The sequence below is a fragment of the Kitasatospora sp. NPDC087271 genome (genome assembly GCF_044744605.1).
Taxonomy (GTDB): domain Bacteria; phylum Actinomycetota; class Actinomycetes; order Streptomycetales; family Streptomycetaceae; genus Kitasatospora.
The window spans coordinates 306,332-323,147 of the sequence record NZ_JBIUYQ010000006.1; the positions used below are offsets into that span (position 1 = coordinate 306,332).

17 protein-coding genes are annotated in these 16,816 nt (G+C 75.3%); 12 read left to right on the top strand and 5 right to left on the bottom strand.

What is annotated here, in order from left to right; all coding sequences use genetic code 11:
* Positions 1-29 precede the first annotated feature (29 nt).
* Entirely contained in the window at positions 30-845 is an 816-nt protein-coding gene (locus ACIO9K_RS13520; RefSeq protein ID WP_363625449.1) for a TetR/AcrR family transcriptional regulator C-terminal domain-containing protein, read from the top strand.
* Positions 846-853: 8 nt separating this feature from the next.
* On the opposite strand, the gene ACIO9K_RS13525 is transcribed toward ACIO9K_RS13520, so the two are convergent.
* Positions 854-1,051 carry a hypothetical protein gene (locus ACIO9K_RS13525; protein ID WP_363373336.1) on the bottom strand — a complete coding sequence of 66 codons (198 nt, stop codon included), beginning with the start codon at positions 1,049-1,051 and terminating at the stop codon, positions 854-856.
* Positions 1,052-1,296: 245 nt separating this feature from the next.
* Here ACIO9K_RS13525 and ACIO9K_RS13530 point away from each other — a divergent pair, with 245 nt between their 5' ends.
* The 3 genes from ACIO9K_RS13530 to ACIO9K_RS13540 all read left to right on the top strand — a co-directional run bounded on the left by ACIO9K_RS13530 (position 1,297) and on the right by ACIO9K_RS13540 (position 3,496).
* The gene (locus ACIO9K_RS13530) at positions 1,297-2,586 is read left to right on the top strand and encodes a D-alanyl-D-alanine carboxypeptidase family protein (RefSeq protein ID WP_400329607.1); all 1,290 of its coding nucleotides are present in this window, start codon (positions 1,297-1,299) and stop codon (positions 2,584-2,586) included.
* A complete protein-coding gene (locus ACIO9K_RS13535; RefSeq protein WP_363625447.1) occupies positions 2,583-2,993 on the top strand; it encodes a PPOX class F420-dependent oxidoreductase in 411 nt (136 codons plus the stop codon). Before ACIO9K_RS13530 ends, ACIO9K_RS13535 begins: the two co-directional genes overlap by 4 nt.
* An 89-nt stretch (positions 2,994-3,082) precedes the next feature.
* Positions 3,083-3,496 carry an NTP pyrophosphohydrolase gene (locus tag ACIO9K_RS13540; RefSeq protein WP_400329458.1) on the top strand — a complete coding sequence of 138 codons (414 nt, stop codon included), beginning with the start codon at positions 3,083-3,085 and terminating at the stop codon, positions 3,494-3,496.
* Between the two features lie 90 nt (positions 3,497-3,586).
* Here ACIO9K_RS13540 and ACIO9K_RS13545 read toward each other — a convergent pair whose 3' ends face one another.
* Positions 3,587-4,003 (bottom strand): hypothetical protein, encoded by a 417-nt coding sequence (locus tag ACIO9K_RS13545; RefSeq protein ID WP_363625445.1) that lies wholly within the window; start codon positions 4,001-4,003, stop codon positions 3,587-3,589.
* A gap of 489 nt (positions 4,004-4,492) precedes the next feature.
* On the opposite strand from ACIO9K_RS13545, the gene ACIO9K_RS13550 reads away from it, so the two are divergent.
* Genes ACIO9K_RS13550 through ACIO9K_RS13560 form a run of 3 tightly spaced genes read left to right on the top strand, consistent with a single transcriptional unit; the run spans position 4,493 to position 7,484 of the window.
* Complete coding sequence (locus ACIO9K_RS13550; protein ID WP_350879799.1) at positions 4,493-4,657, top strand: hypothetical protein; 165 nt, start codon at positions 4,493-4,495, stop codon at positions 4,655-4,657.
* A complete protein-coding gene (locus tag ACIO9K_RS13555) occupies positions 4,654-6,969 on the top strand; it encodes a heavy metal translocating P-type ATPase (RefSeq protein ID WP_400329462.1) in 2,316 nt (771 codons plus the stop codon). The genes ACIO9K_RS13550 and ACIO9K_RS13555 overlap by 4 nt, the downstream gene beginning before the upstream one ends.
* Positions 6,966-7,484 (top strand): copper chaperone PCu(A)C, encoded by a 519-nt coding sequence (locus tag ACIO9K_RS13560; RefSeq protein ID WP_400329464.1) that lies wholly within the window; start codon positions 6,966-6,968, stop codon positions 7,482-7,484. Before ACIO9K_RS13555 ends, ACIO9K_RS13560 begins: the two co-directional genes overlap by 4 nt.
* A 153-nt stretch (positions 7,485-7,637) precedes the next feature.
* Here the strand turns inward: ACIO9K_RS13560 and ACIO9K_RS13565 are convergent, their stop codons facing one another.
* The 3 genes from ACIO9K_RS13565 to ACIO9K_RS13575 form a co-directional block, all read right to left on the bottom strand.
* Entirely contained in the window at positions 7,638-8,060 is a 423-nt protein-coding gene (locus ACIO9K_RS13565; protein WP_363584743.1) for a PIN domain nuclease, read from the bottom strand.
* Entirely contained in the window at positions 8,057-8,272 is a 216-nt protein-coding gene (locus ACIO9K_RS13570) for a type II toxin-antitoxin system VapB family antitoxin (protein ID WP_363584741.1), read from the bottom strand. Before ACIO9K_RS13570 ends, ACIO9K_RS13565 begins: the two co-directional genes overlap by 4 nt.
* Before the next feature lie 266 nt (positions 8,273-8,538).
* The gene (locus tag ACIO9K_RS13575) at positions 8,539-9,405 is read right to left on the bottom strand and encodes a universal stress protein (protein ID WP_400329469.1); all 867 of its coding nucleotides are present in this window, start codon (positions 9,403-9,405) and stop codon (positions 8,539-8,541) included.
* A gap of 339 nt (positions 9,406-9,744) precedes the next feature.
* Here ACIO9K_RS13575 and ACIO9K_RS13580 point away from each other — a divergent pair, with 339 nt between their 5' ends.
* The 5 genes from ACIO9K_RS13580 (at position 9,745) to ACIO9K_RS13600 (ending at position 16,816) form a co-directional block, all read left to right on the top strand.
* A complete protein-coding gene (locus ACIO9K_RS13580; RefSeq protein ID WP_363629897.1) occupies positions 9,745-11,442 on the top strand; it encodes a GAF domain-containing sensor histidine kinase in 1,698 nt (565 codons plus the stop codon).
* 212 nt (positions 11,443-11,654) lie between these two features.
* Positions 11,655-13,223, top strand: coding sequence for an AMP-binding protein (locus ACIO9K_RS13585; protein WP_400329472.1), 1,569 nt, complete (start codon positions 11,655-11,657; stop codon positions 13,221-13,223).
* Complete coding sequence (locus tag ACIO9K_RS13590) at positions 13,213-13,455, top strand: phosphopantetheine-binding protein (RefSeq protein ID WP_063346173.1); 243 nt, start codon at positions 13,213-13,215, stop codon at positions 13,453-13,455. Before ACIO9K_RS13585 ends, ACIO9K_RS13590 begins: the two co-directional genes overlap by 11 nt.
* Positions 13,452-14,873, top strand: coding sequence for a flavin monoamine oxidase family protein (locus tag ACIO9K_RS13595; RefSeq protein WP_400329476.1), 1,422 nt, complete (start codon positions 13,452-13,454; stop codon positions 14,871-14,873). The genes ACIO9K_RS13590 and ACIO9K_RS13595 overlap by 4 nt, the downstream gene beginning before the upstream one ends.
* Before the next feature lie 155 nt (positions 14,874-15,028).
* A complete protein-coding gene (locus ACIO9K_RS13600; RefSeq protein WP_400329479.1) occupies positions 15,029-16,816 on the top strand; it encodes a class I adenylate-forming enzyme family protein in 1,788 nt (595 codons plus the stop codon).

A 16,816-nucleotide genomic window follows, 5' to 3' on the forward strand; every position in this document is an offset into this window, starting at 1 on the left:
GGATACTTTACGCCATAAGGAGTTGCTGCATGGTCGTCTACGCCGGACAGGGCGACGCCCACCGGTCCCTGTCCCTGCTCTGGGGCGCACCACCGCAACCGCGCACCGGGCGCAGCGGCCCCAAACCGGGCCTCAGCGTCGACGCGATCGTCTCCGCCGGCATCGCGGTCGCCGACGCGGACGGCATGGCCGCGCTCTCGATGCGCGCCGTCGGCGAACGGCTCGGCCGCACCGCCATGGCCCTCTACACCTACGTCCCGGGCAAGGCCGAACTCCTCGACCTGATGCACGACCGGGCGCTCGGCGAACTGCGGCCTTCCGTCGCGGACTTGGAGGGCTGGCGCCCCGCCGTCACCGCCTGGGCCGAGGAACTGTACGCCTGCTACCTGCGCCACCCCTGGATCCTCCAGGTATCGCAGGCCCGCCCGGTGCTCGGACCGGCCGAACTCGCCGCCATGGAAAGCCTGTTGCGTGCCCTGCAACCGGCCGCCCTCGCACCCCCGCGGCTGCACGGCGTCGTCGCGGCGCTCTGGCAGTTCGTCCGCGGCACGGCCGCCGTGGCCGCCGAATCACGCGGCGCCGCCGCCGCGACCGGCATCGCCGACGAGGACTGGTGGACCGCCCGGTCCGCCCGACTCGCCGAACTGGCACCGGACTTCACCGAGCGTTTCCCCCTGCTGACCGCCCTCCAGGGCGCCGCCGACGGCACGCCGCAGGACCGCGACCGGGCGGCCTTCCGCACCGGGCTCGCCGTCCTGCTCGACGGCGTGGCGGCCTCGGGGGCGGGGGCTGATCAGAGTGCCGGTCGGGGTGCCGGTCGGGGTGCGGATCAGGGCTCGGGTTGAGCCGCTGATCAGCCTCGGCGGGCCGCCGGGATCGCCAGCAGGATGCCGAGCACCAGCAGGGTGGCGTACCCGGCGGTCTCATGGCCGTCCGGGACCAGGAAACGGACGAAGCCGAACAGCCGGAAGCCCCCCAGCCAGTCCGCCGCCAGGCCGGACCCGCCGCCGAGGATCAGCACGAAACCGAGATAGCCGAGCAGCGTCTTCATGCCCCGAGCCTAGGCAGCTCCCGGCGCCCGGGAATCCGACTTTCGGCGCGACCCGGGGATGACCAAAGTCGTCCCGGCGGCTTCCGCCGGCCGTCCCGGAGCCGCCGGTCGCCGCCCGCCCGCCGCCCGGCCGTCCCGGTGCCGTACCGCCCGGGGTCCGGACCGCCGTACCCGCCCGGGGTCCGGACGGAGCAGCAGGCGCGGCGGCCCGGCCGCGCCCCGGGTACGTTCGCCGTGTGCAGCAGATGCCACAGCATGTCAGCAGAGTGGCGGCGGCCGCCGCGGTGTCCGCCCTGATGCTCGCCGCCGGCGCCCCGACCGCCCCCGGGCAGGACGCCGCCGGTGCGATCGGCGGCGAACGGCTCGGCCGGTCCGCCGTCCAGGTCGCTCCGCTGGCCGGGGCGCCCGCGCTGCCGCCCACGTTGACCGGGCGGTCCTGGCTGGTCGCCGACGCCGGCACCGGCGAGGTCCTCGCGGCCCACAACGCCCACCTCCAGCTCCCCCCGGCCAGCACCCTGAAGATGCTCTTCGCGGACACCGTGCTGCCCAAGTTCGACCGCACGACGGAGCACAAGGTCACCACGGCCGAACTGGCCAACGTCGGCGCCGGCAGCAGCCTCGTCGGCGTCAAGGAGGACCTGCCGTACCGCGTCGAGGACCTCTGGCGGGGCGTCTTCCTCAGCTCCGGCAACGACGCCGTCCACGTCCTCGCGCACATGAACGGCGGCCTCCAGCAGACCGTCGCCGAGATGCAGGCCCGCGCCCAGGCCCTGCAAGCCCGCGACACCAAGGTGGTCTCCCCCGACGGCTACGACATGGACGGCCAGGTCTCCTCCGCCTACGACCTCACCCTGTTCGCCCGCGCCGGGCTGCGCAACGCCGACTTCCGCTCCTACTGCTCCACCCGCACCGCGCACTTCCCCGGCGGACTCGACAAGCTCACCGGGCAGCGCACCAGCTTCGACATCGCCAACACCGACCGGCTGCTCGGCAAGTACCAGGGCCTGATCGGCGTCAAGAACGGCTACACCACCAACGCGGGCGCCACCTTCACCGGCGCCGCCCAGCGCGGCGGCCGCACGCTGCTGGTGACGGTGATGCACCCGGACACCCAGACCCGGGTCTACGACGAGGCGGCCGAACTGCTCGACTGGGGCTTCGCGGCGGCCGGCAAGGTCCAGCCGGTCGGGCAACTGGTGGAGGACACCGCCGCCGCCCACCCGGCCACCATCACCGGCCGGGCCGGCGCTGCCTCCTCCGCCGCCCCCGCCGCCATCGCCGGCCAGGCCCACCCGCAGGCCGTCCGGGGCAACGACCCCGGCCTCGCCCCGGCCGCCTGGACGGCCATCGCACTCGGCGCCGTCCTCGCCCTGTGGGCCGCCGGGCGCACCGCCGCCCGCCGCCGCGCCGCACTCGCCGCCGACCCGGCCGCGCTCCCCGACCCGGGCGCCACCGCCCTCGGCGGGCACGGCCACCGCGGGCTGGCCCGCCGGGCCCGGGCCCTGGTCAGGCACGCCCTAGACTTCCGGCCATGACCACGCCCGACCCCGTTTCCTCCGACCGGCTCGCCCGGATCGTCAGCCTCTCCTCCGGGAGCTACCTGCTCGTCACCACCTACAAGAAGGACGGCACCACCGTGCCGACCCCGGTGTGGGTGGTGCGCGACGGCGAGGCGCTCGGCGTCTGGACCGTCGCCGACTCCTGGAAGGTCAAGCGGATCCGCAACCGCGCGGACGTCCTGGTGGGCCCCTGCGACGTCAAGGGCCGGCCGACCGGCGAGCAGTACCCCGCCACCGCCGAGATCCTCAGCCCCGAACGCACCGCCGCCTACCGCACCCTGCTGCGCCAGAAGTACGGCCTGCTCGGTGTGCTCACCCTGCTCGGCAGCCGCCTGCGCCGCGGCGAGCGCGGCACCGTCGGCATCCGGATCACCCTCACCTGACGCGCCACCCGGCTGGCGGGGGCCCCGGTCACTCGCCGGGCCGGCCCGGCCCGGGGAAAGGCGTGACGAGCAAGGGCGTGGGAGAGGCCATGGAGGACAGGGACGCGGACGGGGCCCGGGGCGGGCTGCCGCTGCTGGTGGTGGACGCGGCCAACGTGGTCGGGTCGGTGCCCGACGGGTGGTGGCGGGATCGACGGGGCGCCGCCGAGCGGCTGCGGGACGCGCTGGTCGCCGTCGCCGGGCAGGGCCTGCCGGAGCGGCCCGGGCCGCTGGAGGTGGTGCTGGTCGTGGAGGGCGCGGCCCGGGGTGTGGACGGGCTGCCCGAGGTGCGGGTGGTCGCGGCGGCCGGCAGCGGTGACGACCGGATCGTCGAGCTGGTCCGGGCGGCCAGAGCCGAACAGCCGGAGCGGGACTGCCTGGTCGTCACCGCCGACCGCGAACTGCGGGCCCGGGTCGGCGCGCTGGGCGCGGCGGTCACCGGGCCGCGCAGCGTGCGGCGTTAGGGCCGGTCCCGTTCAGTCCCGTTCAGTCCCGTTCGGTCCTGTCGCGCGCGGCAGGACCGAACGGGACCCGTTCCGGGACGCGCGGCGGGGTCAGTCCGCCTGGGTGGCGTACATGCCCCAGTGGATCGCCTGGTCGGAGGCGGTCACCGTGAACAGGAGGTCCCGGCCGGGCCGGGCGGGGATCTCCACCGAGCCGATGCCGGTCGCGCCGACCGGGCACTGGACCGTGAAGTCGGCCGGCGCCAGGCCGGCGACGTGGACCTGGACCGAGCCGCCGCCCTGGCAACCCACCGTCACGGTGAAGGGCTGCGAGGGGTTGACGGAGGCCGTCACCGCGCCGCCGTCGCCGATCCAGTCCGGGATCCAGATCAGGCCCGTCTCCCCCGGGTGCGGCAGGATCTCCCCCGTGCCCATACCGCTCTGGACCGCAGCCGGGCCCGGCTGCGCCGCGGCCGTCCCGGCGACCGCCAGTACCGCCGCCAGGGCGGCCGCGCTGGCGGCCAGCATTCGCTTCCCCGTACGTGTCATCGCTACTCCCCGCTGCGTTGACCATCCGTCCGGCCGCGCGAGCGCGCGCGGCCAGGCCGGGTGCCGGTCTTCGGCACACGAAGGGATCTTATGACGATCAGATTCCGCGGAGGGCGGATTCGCCCGAACCCCGGCCCTCGAACCACGCCCCCGCGCGGCGGGCTGAAGCGACCCCGGGGCTGAACGCGTATGGGCGCCTCCCGGAACCCGACCACGGGCACCGGCACCTAGTTGACGGGTAGTAGCCGGGGCCCAGCGCATCGGGAGGCGCCGTCCCGGACGCTACCTGGTCACACCGGGTGCGTCATCCGAATTAATCCGGGCCCGAGGCCCGCCGTACGGGTCTCGCCGGGCCCGCGACGCCAGGGCGCTCCCACCGGTCCCCACCGGTTCGGACCGTACGGGAACCAACCACGCCCGCCGTCCGACTGCTGGGGGGTGAGTGCGAAGTCGCCGGGTGTCCGGCCCTTGAGTGTGCTGGCGGGGTTCGCCCTGCTGCTGGTGGTGGTGTTCGTGGTGGCGTACGCGGTGGGACGGCAGGCGGGCCCGGTGTCCCCGGGGCTGACGCCCGGGGGCGGCGCGTCGCCCGGGGCGCCCGGGATGGGCGGGCACGACATGGGCGGGATGCGATGAGCCCGGTCGCGGGGGCCGATGCCGGGGCCCTGGTGAGCACCGATCTGGCGGTCGGCGGGATGACCTGCGCGGCCTGCGTGGGCCGGGTGGAGAAGCGGCTGGCCCGGATCGACGGAGTGACGGCCGGGGTGAACCTGGCGACCGGTCGGGCCCGGGTGCTGCACCCGGCCGGGGTGCCGGTCGCAGAGCTGGTGGCGGCCGTCGAACGAGCGGGATACACCGCCGAGTTGGCGCCCGCGGGGGCGGGCGTCGGGCTGCCGGACGAGGAGCCGGCGGAGCGCTGGCGGCTGCTGGTGACGACGCTGCTGGCCGTCCCGGTGGTGGTGCTGTCGATGGTGCCGTCACTGCAGTTCCCCGCCTGGCAGTGGGTCTGCTTCGCGCTGGCCGTCCCGGTGGTGACCTGGGGGTCGGTCGGGTTCCACCGCCGGGCCTGGCAGGGGCTGCGGCACGCGGCGGCCACCATGGACACCCTGGTCAGCCTGGGGGTGGTGGCGTCCTTCGGCTGGTCCGCGTACGCGCTGGTGTTCGGCGGCGCCGGGGAGGTCGGCATGCGGATGCCGTTCTCGCTGACCGCGGACGGCGGCGGCGCGGCGCACGTCTACCTGGAGGCGGCGGTCGGGGTGCCGCTGTTCGTGCTGGCCGGGCGGCTGCTGGAGGGCCGGGTGCGGCGGCGCAGCGGTTCCGCGCTGCGGGCGCTGGCCGAACTGGGCGCGAAGCAGGTGTGCGTCCGGGACGGCGGGACCGGCGAGGAGCGCCTGGTACCGATCGAACTGCTGCTGCCCGGGCAGGAGTTCGTGGTGCGGCCGGGTGAACGGGTGGCCACCGACGGGGTGGTGGTCGAAGGCGGTTCGGCGCTCGACCTGAGCCTGCTGACCGGGGAGAGCGTGCCGGTGGAGGTCGGCCCCGGGGACGCGGTGGCCGGCGCGACCGTCAACGTCGGCGGCGCGCTGGTGGTACGGGCGACGGCCGTCGGCGCCGACACCCAACTCGCCCGGATCACCGCGCTGGTGGCGGACGCCCAGGCCGGCAAGGCCCGGGCGCAGCGCCTCGCCGACGCGGTGGCCGGGGTGTTCGTGCCGTGCGTGCTGGCGGGCGCGGTGTGCGTGCTGGGCTTCTGGCTCGGCGCGGGCGCGGCCCCGCAGGCGGCGGTGACGGCGGCGGTCGCCGTGCTGGTGGTCGCCTGCCCGTGCGCCCTGGGCCTGGCCACCCCGACGGCGCTGCTGGCGGCGACCGGGCGGGGCGCGGAACTGGGCGTGCTGGTGCGCGGCCCGGAGGTACTGGAGAGCCTGCGCCGGGTCGACACCGTGGTGCTGGACAAGACCGGGACGCTGACCACCGGGCGGATGGAACTGGCGGCGGTGACGGTCGCCCGGGGCTTCTGCTCTGGGCTCGGCGAAGGGCTCGACTCGGGGCTCGACGAAGGTCTCGACGAAGGTGCGGTGCTGCGGCTGGCCGGCGCGGTGGAACACCGCTCGGAGCACCCGATCGGGCGGGCCGTGGCGGCGGCCGCGCGGGAGCGCTGCGGTCCGCTCCCCGTGGTGGACGGCTTCGCGGCCGCCACCGGGGTCGGGGTGTCCGGGGTGGTCGAGGGCCGGAGCATACGGGTGGTCCGCCCGGACGGCACGGCGCAGCCGCTGCCCGCCGACCTCGCGGACGCGGTCACCGCCGCCTCGGACACCGGCCGCACGGCCGTGGTGGTCGAACTGGACGGGCGGGCCGCGGCCGTGCTCGCCGTCGGCGACACGCTGCGCTCGGGCAGCTGGCGGGCGCTCCACCGGCTGCGCGGGATGGGACTGGAGACCGTCCTGCTGACCGGCGACGGCCCGGGCGCGGCCCGGGCGGTGGCGCGCGAGCTGGGCATCGAACGGGTGCACGCCGCGGCCTCGCCGGAGGGCAAGGCCGCCGTGGTGGCCGAGCTGCGGGGCGCCGGGCGGACGGTCGCGGTGGTCGGCGACGGCGTCAACGACGCGGTGGCACTGGCCTCGGCGGACCTCGGGGTGGCGCTGGCCTCGGGCAGCGACGCCGTGATCGGCGCGGCCGGACTCACCCTGGTGCGCGGCGACATCGAGGCGGTGGTGGACGCCGTCCGGCTGGCCCGGCGCACCCTCGGCACGATCCGGGCCAATCTGCTGTGGGCCTTCGGCTACAACGTGGTGCTGATCCCGCTGGCGGCCGTCGGCCTGCTCAACCCGATGCTGGCGGCGGTGGCGATGTCGCTCAGCTCGCTGCTGGTGGTCGGCAACAGCCTGCGGCTGCGCACCTGGCAGCCCGGGCGCGGCACCTCGGCGGCCCGGAAGGGGGCGCGGCGATGAGCACGGCGACGAGCGCGATCGGACGGCTGCGGGTGGTCGGCCCGCCGGTGGGCGCGGCGGCGCTGACGCTGGTGCTGCTGACCGGGTGGACGGCGGTCGGCGGGGCCGGGCGGCCCCGGCCGGTGGAGGCCGGCCCGGGCTGGCTGCTACTGCCGACGGCGGGCGCGGCCCCGGCCACGGCGGCGTTCTTCACGATCCGCAACCCGGGCGACGTACCGGACGAACTGGCCTCCGCCAGCTGGGAGTTCGGCGGCAGGATCACGATCAAACGGCACCTCCACCAGGGCGCCGCAGGCCGCTGGGAGCCGGTGGCCGCCCTCCCGATCCCGGGCCGCGGCGAGCTGGCGATGGCCCCGGAGGACGCCGACCTGATGATCGCCGACCCCCCACCCCTCCGGGCCGGCCAGTGGGTGGACTTCACCCTCGGCTTCCGCCACAGCCCGGACCTCCACCTCAGGGCCCAAGTCCTCCCCCCGGGCACCCGCCCCCGCCCGACCGAACCCCCGGCGAACTGAAACTCCCCGGCCGGATCACGCCCCGCCCCCCGTCGAGGCGTGATCCGGCCCGGCCGATGGCCTGTCGGGCGGAGGCGGAGAACACGAGATTGCGGTTCGAACAGGATCAGGCCCCTTTCCCGGCTCCCAGTCCTGGACCGGAACGGACCGGATTCATTTGCCGGCCTCCGGCCCGTACCACTGGAGGGCCTGTCCGGTGACGCTCGCGATGCACTCGAAGTCGCGGTCCCGGTGCAGAAGGGTCAGGCCTTGCAGTTCCGCTGTGGCCGCGACGACCAGGTCCACGGCTCCGGCGCTGCGGTGCTGACCTCGTTTGGTCAGCATGCCCTGGACGTACCAGGCGCGGTCGTAGGCGCGGTCATCGACCGGCACCCAGCCGAACAGCAGCCGCATGTCCTCGATCCCCTGAGCGCGGTCGGCCGCTGTCCGCGCGCTGTAGAAGAACTCAAGTTCGGTGATGGGGCAGCTTGCGACCAAGCCCGCCGCTGCGGCTTGGTCCCAGCCGTACTGCTCGGCGTCGCCGCGCATGAAGCGCGCGAGCGCGCTGGTGTCGATCAGGAATTGCGCCGCGTTCACCGGCGGTAGTTCCTCTTGTCCTCGAAGATCTCCAGGTCGAAGGCCCCCGCGTCCGCCGCGGCACGCAGCCGTGTGAGGGCGAGCGCTCGCCGCCTGTTCTCCAGCACCTCACGCAGAGCGGTGTTGACCGTCTCCCTCTTGGTGCTGGTGCCGAGAGCCTGAGCCACGTCGGCGAGCAGCTCGTCGTCCAGGTCGATCACGGTCCGGCTCATGTGATGCACCTCCTGATATCAACTCGCGTCTGAAGTATATCTCGACATGTTCCAGGCGGAAGGGATGCGTGGACGGCGATGCCCAGCACTGCCGGAACGCCTGCGACGCCGCGCACGTTGGCGCCCCCCTGGGTTCCTCGGACGGGATACGCCGATGGCCCGGACCGCTGTGCGGTCCGGGCCATCGGCCGGCCGAGGAGGTGAGATTCGAACTCGTGAGGGGTTGCCTGGGCCCGCTTTCCGAGCGTGCGCCGCCGGGGTGTCGGTCAGGGGTGGGGGACGACGGCGACCGGGGACCGGGCGTGGTGCAGGGCGGCGTGGGCGACGCGGCCGAGGCGGGGGCCGAAGTCGAGGGAGCGGTGGCGGCGGCCGACGACCAGGAGGGCGGCGCCGGCGGAGGCTTCGACCAGGCCGCGGGCGGAGCCGAGCCGGACGTCCTCGATCACCACGGTGTCCGGGTGCCGCTCGCGCTGGCCGGCCAGGGCGAGGGTGAGCAGCTTGGCCTCCAGCGCCTCCAGTTGGGCGATCTCGGTGGGCGGCACGGCCCCGCCGGCGTAGCCGAAGACCGGCGGGAGGTCCCAGCCGTGCACGGCCCGCACCCGGGCGCCGCGCAGGGCGGCCTCCTGGAAGGCGAAGGCGAGCACCTCCTCCTCCGGGGCGTGCGCGTCGACGCCGACCAGCACCTCGGGCCCGTCATCGCCGGCCCCGTCGGGCGCGCCCGGCTCGCGCACCACGACCACCGGCACCGTGCTGCGGGCGGCCGCGGCCATGCCGACCGAGCCGAGCAGCAGCCCGGTGAAGCCGCCGAGGCCGCGCGAGCCGAGCACCAGGAGGGCGGCGTCCGCGGCCGCGGCGACCAGGCCGTCCACCGGCGCGTCCAGGACGGCGTCGGTGTGCACCACCAGGTCGGGGTGGCGCTCGCGGATCGCGTCTGCGGCCGAGGCCAGCACCCGCTGCGCGGCGGCCGGCAGGTCGTCGGGCTCGGCGAAGGTGGCCACGCCGTCGGTCAGCCACGGCCAGGCGTGCACCAGGCGCAGCGGGGCGCCCCGGAGCACCGCCTCGTCGGCGGCCCAGAGGGCGGCGGTGGTGCTCTCCGGCGAGCCGTCGACCCCGGCCAGGACGGATGGCGTCATGAGGATTCCTCCACTGTGTCGGCGCTTGGCGGGGCGGCGCGGGGACGGTGTGCGCACTGACGGCCCGTCCGCTCCTCTCCCACCCTGGCGGTCCGCCAGGGCCTCGCGACAGAGGCCGCAGGCCCCTCGGCGACGGGACGAAAGGCCCGCCCGTGGGAGCGTACGGCGCACCCCGGCGTGTGGGGTGCCGACACCCGGGCACTACCGTGAATCCGGCAATCGCCCTGATCGGGCGGCACCTGGCGCCCTCCGGCGGCGGGTGGAGGACGGGCCAGGGCGAGTACGAGGAGGACAGCGGTGGGCGGAGCGGACGGCAGCGCGGCGGTCGGCGGCGCGCGGATGCCCCGGCTGCGCCTGGACGAGCTGCTGGAGGAGCTCCAGTGGCGGATCGACGCGGCGCGCGGCACCCAGAACCGGGTGCACAGCCTGCTGGAGGCGGTGCTCGCGGTCGGCCGGGAGCTGGACCTCGCCCAGGCGCTGCACCGGATCGTCGAGGCCGCCGCCGACCTGGTGGACGCCCGCTACGCCGCGCTCGGAGTGATCGGCCCGGACGGGCACTCGCTGTCGCAGTTCCTGACGGTGGGACTGTCCGAGGAGGAGATCGCCGAGATCGGCCCGCCGCCGTCCGGCCGGGGCATCCTCGGGGAGCTGATCCGCGACCCGCAGCCGCTGCGCTGCCCGGTGCTGTCCGAGCACCCGGCCTCGGCGGGCTTCCCGCCGAACCATCCGCCGATGCACACCTTCCTCGGGGTGCCGGTGCGGGTGCACGGCGAGGTGTTCGGGAACCTGTACCTCACCGACAAGCGCGGCGGGCTGGACTTCGACACCGACGACGAGGCGGTGATCTCCACCCTGGCGGTCGCGGCCGGGGTGGCGATCGACAACGCCCGGCTGTACGAGGAGGCGCAGCTGCGCCAGCGCTGGCTGCGGGCCAGCGCGGAGATCAGCCGCAGCCTGCTGTCGGGCGCGCCCCGGCTGGAGGTGGTGGAGCTGATCGCCCGCCGGGCCGGGGAGATCGCCGGCGCCGAGCTGGCCGACGTCTCGGTGGCGCTGGACGGTCCGCAGGAGCGGGCGGAGGAGCTGACGGTGGAGGTCGCGCTGGGCGGGGCGCCCGCCGCGCGGCTGGGGGTGACGGTGCCGGTGGACGGCACGCTGTCGGGCGCCGCGTACGCCTCCGGTTCACCGGTGACCAGCGACGACCTGGCCTGCGACGCCCGCTACCCGGCGGGCCCGGCGGGGCGCTTCGACGGGCTGGGCCCGGCGGTCGCGGTGCCGCTGGGCACCGGGGCGGGGTACGGGCGGGGCGTGCTGCTGCTGGCCCGCGCCGCCGGACAGCCGGCCTTCGGGCCGGACGAGACCGGGCCGCTGCTGGGCTTCGCGGACCAGGCGGCGCTGGCCCTGGAGCTGGCCGAGCGGCGGCGCGACGCCGAGCAGCTGACGCTGCTGGAGGACCGTGACCGGATCGCCCGGGACCTGCACGACCTGGCGATCCAGCGGCTGTTCGCGACCGGGATGACGTTGCAGAGCGCGGGCCGGCTGATCGACAGCCCGGCCGCCGCCGACCGGGTCGCCCGCGCGGTGGCGGATCTGGACGAGACCATCAAGATCATCCGGTCGACGATCTTCGGGCTGCGCGCCCACAGCGAGCCCGACCGGGGCCTGCGCGCCCGCGCCACCCGCGTCGTCGCCGAGGCGCAGGGGACGCTCGGCTTCGCGCCCCGGCTGAGCATGGAGGGCCTGCTGGACACCGACGTGCCGCAGGAACTGGCCGACCACGTGGTGGCCGTCCTCGGCGAGGCGCTCAGCAACGCCGCCCGGCACGCGCGGGCGGGCCGGGTGGAGGTGACGCTGCGGGCGCTCGCCGGGCGGGTGTCCCTGGTGGTGGCCGACGACGGGGTGGGCGTACCCGAGGGCGGCCGGCGCAGCGGGCTGCGCAACCTCGCCGAGCGGGCCGAGCGGGTGGGCGGCGCCTTCACGGTCGGGCCCGCCGAGGGCGGCGGCACCCGGCTCTCCTGGGAGGCCCCGCTCAGCTCCTGACGTGCCGTCACCGGGCCTTCGCCCACGCCGCTCCGCCCCCTTGCGCACGCCGTCCCTACTCGAACGACCGAACGTCCTCGGGCGGGTTCACACGTCAAGCACGCCCCCTTCGAAGAACGCTCTCAACATCCATTGTCGCCACGCATGTTCGACGGTAGAGTCGCCGTTCGCCGAGCACGGATGAGCATTCGACGGCATCATTTGGGGCGGCCATGTCAATTAATCAGGACACCCTCCAGGTCGTTCCCGACCTGATCCACGCGTTCACGGAAATGGCACGCCGCAATCCCCGGCACCCCGCGATCGTCCAGCGGGGGCGCACCCTCGACTACGGCCGGCTCGCAGAGCTGGCGAACACCCTGGCCAGGCGCCTGGGACCGGACCCCGGCACGGTCTCCGTGCCGGCCGTCCACACGGCCGAAACGGTGGTCGCACTTCTCGGCGTGCTGACCGCCGGGGGCGTGTACTGCCCGATCGATCCGGCATTCCCGGCGGCCCGTCGACACGCCATGGCGACGGCCGCGAACTGCCGCACGGCGATACTCGGCGGAGCCGTCGCGGAGCACCAACTCGAGGCTCGATTAGTAGAGTTACCCGCCCTCTCGGAATTCCCCGGAGAACCGCCCGGAACCCCTCCGGCGGACCGTGCCGCAAGCGGCCCGGAACATCCGGCCTACATTCTCTTCACGTCGGGTTCGACCGGGCAGCCGAAACCCGTCGCCACTCCCCGCCGGGCCGTCGCGGCCACGGCCCACGCACTGCGCGACCTCTTCCACCTCACCCCCCAGGACCGGGTGCTCCAGTTCGCGTCGCTCAACTGGGACACCTGCTTCGAGGAGATCCTCCCGGCACTCACCGCGGGCGCCACCCTCGTCCTCGACCCCGACGCGCACTGCGGGTCGTTCCCGCGCTTCCTGCGGATGGTCGAGCGCGAGCGGATCACCGTCCTGGACCTGCCGACCGCCTTCTGGCACGAACTCGTCCACCACCTGGTCGACGACCGGGCCGAACTGCCGCCCTGCGTCAGGCTCCTGGTGATCGGCGGGGAGGCCGTCCAACCGGCCCGGCTGGACGACTGGGCCCGGCTGGACACCGGGCGGATCCGGCTGCTGAACACCTACGGCTGCACCGAGACCACCCAGATCACCCACGCCGTCGACCTGTCCGGACCGCTCGCCCGCGAACCGGCCCGGCCCGGCGCCGACCGCGCACCGGCCGCCCGCGCACCGATCGGCCACGCCCTGCCGCACGTCATCGAACGCCTCGGCGAGCAGGGCGAGTTGCTGATCGGCGGGCCCGGCCTCGCGCTCGGCTACCCCGGCCTGCCCGAGGCGACGGCGGGCCGGTTCACCACCGTCGACGGCGAGCGGTACTTCCGCACCGGCGACCGGGTGAGCCGCGGCCCGGACGGCCTGCTCACCCACCAGGGCCGCCTGGACGGCGAATTGAAGGTGCGCGGCGTCCGGGTGGACCCGGCGGAGGTCGAGGCGCACCTCACCGGCCACCCCGAGGTGAGCGCGGCCGCCGTCACCGGCGCCGCCCTGGCCGGCCGCACCGCGCTGCTCGCGTACGTCGTGGCGCGGCGGCACACCTCCCCGCCGGACCTGGCCGGCGAGTTGCTGTCCTACCTGCGGGCCCGGGTGCCCGGCCACCTCGTACCCGGGCGGATCACCGTCGTCCCCCGGCTCGTGCACACCCCCAGCGGCAAGGTCGACCGGGCCGGCTGCCACCTGCGCTACGGCGCCCACGACAGGTCGAAGGAGACCTCCGTTGAGCACTGACCTCACCACCCCCGCCACCCCGCAGGACCTGGTGGCCGTCTTCCGGCGCGTGCTGGAACGCGACGACGTGGCGCCCGACTCCGACTTCTTCGACCTCGGCGGCGACTCGCTGATCGCCACCCGGGTGCTGAGCGCCGTCGCGCGCGGCTACGCCGTCGAGCTCACCTTCGACGAGTTCCTGCTCGCGCCCACCCCCACCGCGCTCGCGCGCAGAATCACGGCCGCGAGATGAACGACCACCCGTTCAACGACTACCCGTTCGACGGCCGGCAGTTCGACGCGCATCGGCCAGGAGGAACCGCCGTCGTGGTCGGCGCCGGACTGGCCGGGCTCACCGCCGCGACCGGGCTGGCGGCGCACGGCTTCGAGGTGACCGTCCTGGAGGCCCGGGACCGGGTCGGCGGGCGCACCCACGGCATCGAGGCCGCCCCCGGTGTCCTGGTCGACGCCGGAGCCGCCTACCTGGGCGACCGGCACACCGAACTCCTCGCCATGATGGACGAGTTGGGGCTCAAGACCACCCCCACCACGATGTCCGGTGCCAGCCGGTTCGCGCTCGGCAGCGGCAACGACAACCACAACGGCAGCAGCGCCGACGCCACGACCCGCGACGGCCGGTTCCCGCCGCTCGACGGCGTCGCGCTCGGCGACCTGTTCGACCGGCTGTCCGAACTCACCGCCGCCGTAAGGCCGGAGGCGCCCTGGCTCACCCCGGACGCCGAACGCCTGGACGCCCTCACCGCCGCCGAGTGGGCCGAGCAGCACCTCACCCACCCCGACGCCCGGCTGTTCTTCCCGCTGTTCCTGGGTGAGATGACGGCCGCCGACCCGGCCGACATCTCCGTCCTCCACCTCGCCTTCTACCTGCGCTCCGGCGGCGGCCTGCGCTACCTCAACGCCTTCGCCGGCGGCGCCCAGCAGGACCGGATCTCCGGCGGCGCCCACCAGGTGTGCGAGCGGCTGGCCGAGCGCCTGGGCCGCCGGGTACGGCTGGGCGAGCCGGTCCGGGCCGTCCACCAGGACGCCGACGCCGACGCCGTCACCGTGCACACCGACCGCGGCGAACACCGCGCGGACGTCGCCGTCATGGCGCTGCCGCCGCTGCTCGCCGACGCGATCGACTACCGGCCCGGCCTGCCGGTGCGACGGGCCGGCGAGCGCACCGCGCGCGGCTGCGCGGTCAAGGTCCACCTGGTCTACCCGGCGCCGCTGTGGCGCGACCACGGCCTGTCCGGCTGGTCGGTCAACGCCCGGGGGCCACTGCTCTCCACCGTGGACGACTCCCCCGCCGAGAGCGGCATCGGCGTCCTGACCGGCTTCGTCACCGGCGCCGAGGCGCACCGCTTCGCCGCCCTCACTCCGCGGCAGCAACGCGCCGCGGCCGTCGGGCAGGCCGCGCAGCTCTTCCCGATGCTCCCCGAGCCGACCGCCTGCCACGTCACCGACTGGCTCAACGACCCGTACAGCCAGGGCTGTTACGCCGCCCTGCTGGGGCCCGGCGACTGGCCGCGGCTCGGCCCGGCGCTGACCGCGCGGCACCACCGGGTGCACTGGGCCGGCACCGAGACCAGCACCGCGTACTTCGGGCTGATGGAGGGCGCGATCCGCTCCGGCCACCGGGTCGTCGCCGACATCCTCGCCCATACCTGAGACCCGCGCCCGACGTCCGGGTCCGACGCCCACTCCTGACGCTCGCGCCCCGAACCCACGCCTGACGCCCCACCCCCCGTCCTTCCCCGGCTTTTCCCCCTCCCCGGCGCCGGTTCCACGAGAACCCGCGCCCGGCCCCCCTTCGGGAGACCCCCATGAGCGACCGCAGTTCCATCGCGCCCCTCGCCGCCAGACAGCGGCTGATGACCGAACCCGCCCTGGGCGCGGGCAACTTCCTCGACCACGCCCTCGCGGCCAACCCGCACCGCGCCGTCCCGTCCGTCTTCACCCACCGCACCGACCACCGCGGCGAGGTGGTGCTGCGCGGCCACAGCCTGCTCGATCTGGCCGCGCTGCGCGACCGCTACGCCGCCTGGTACCACGCCAACGGGGTGCGCCCCGGCGAGCCGGTGGGCGTCGTGGTCGGCGAGGGGCTGGAACCGCTGCTGCACTTCCTCGCGCTGACCTCGCTGGGCGCCGTCCCCGCGCTGGTCAACGACGCGATGCGGCACGACGTGCTGGTCCGCTACCTGGACCACGTCGGCGTGGTCGGCGTGGTCGCCGACGACCCCACCCGGCTGGCCGCCGCCTACCGCGAGGACCCGGGCCGCCGCCCGCGCTTCCTCGCCCTGGCCGCCGAGGTGCAGGCCTTCGACGCCGACACCGTCGAGCTGCCCGCCGGCCACCCGTACCGGCACGCCCCGGACGACGTGGTGGCGCTGATCCACTCCTCCGGAACCACCGGCACCCCCAAGTCCACGATGCTGGCGCACCGCCAGTTCTGGGACGGCAAGCAGCCGCGGATGGAGCGCTTCCCCGCCGAGCCGTACGACCGGCTGATGTCGCTGATGCCGCACACCCACGCCGGCGGGCTCAGCTACTTCCTCACCGCGACGCTGCTCGGCCTGCCCACCGTGGTGATGTCCGACTGGCGGCGCGCCGTCGTCGAGCCGGTGATGGAGGCCTTCCAGCCGACCATGGTCGCCTCCTTCCCCCGGACCTTCGTCGAGCTGGCCACCGGCGAACTCCCGGTCCGCGGCGCGGCCCGGGTGCACTCCTGGTTCAACACCGGTGACAGCGCGCACCACGGGCACATCCGCCGCCTGGTGACGCTCGGCGAGCGGCCGGCCGGGCTGATCCGCCCCTGGCTGCTGCCGCAGGACCGGGCCGACCGACCCGCGCTTCCCGGTTCGCAGTTCGTCGACGGCCTGGGCTCCTCCGAGATGGGCATGGCGCTCTTCGGCCAGGTGACCACCCCGGAGAGCGCCCGCGACGACCGCTGCGTCGGCAGGCCGCTGGAGGTGGTGCTGAAGGCCGCCGTGCTCGACCAGGACGGCACCGAACTCCCGGACGGCACGGTCGGGTTGCTCGGCGTGGTCAGCCCCTCCCGGACCCCGGGCTACTGGCACGACCGGCGGCTGACCGAGAGCTTCGAGCTGGCCGGCTACTGGCTCACCGGCGACGTCGCCCGCCGCGCGCCCGACGGCCGCTTCTACCACCTCGACCGCACGGTGGACGTCATCGACACCGCCGACGGCCCGGTCTACAGCCTGCCGATCGAGGAGGTGCTGCTCGCCGACTGCGCCGACCTGGTGCAGGACTGCTCGGTGGTCGGCGTGCCCGGGGCGCCCGGTGAGGGACAACGCCCGGTCGCCGTCGTCCGGTTGCAGGCCGGGGCCGGAGGGGCCGCCGGGGCCGGCGCCGAGGAGGTGCAGGACGCGGCGAACAAGGCGCTGGCCGCGGCCGGGCTGGCCGCGCTCGCCGCCGTCCGGATCGCCCGCACACCTCAGGACTTCCCGCTCGGGCCGACCGGCAAGGTGCTCAAGCGCGAGCTGCGCACCCGCTTCGCGGGCCTCTTCACCGACGTCCGAGCCGACCCCCCGGCAAGCCCTCGAACAGACCCCCTGGTCGGCCCCTCCACCGCCCCCTCCGCCGGCCAGTAG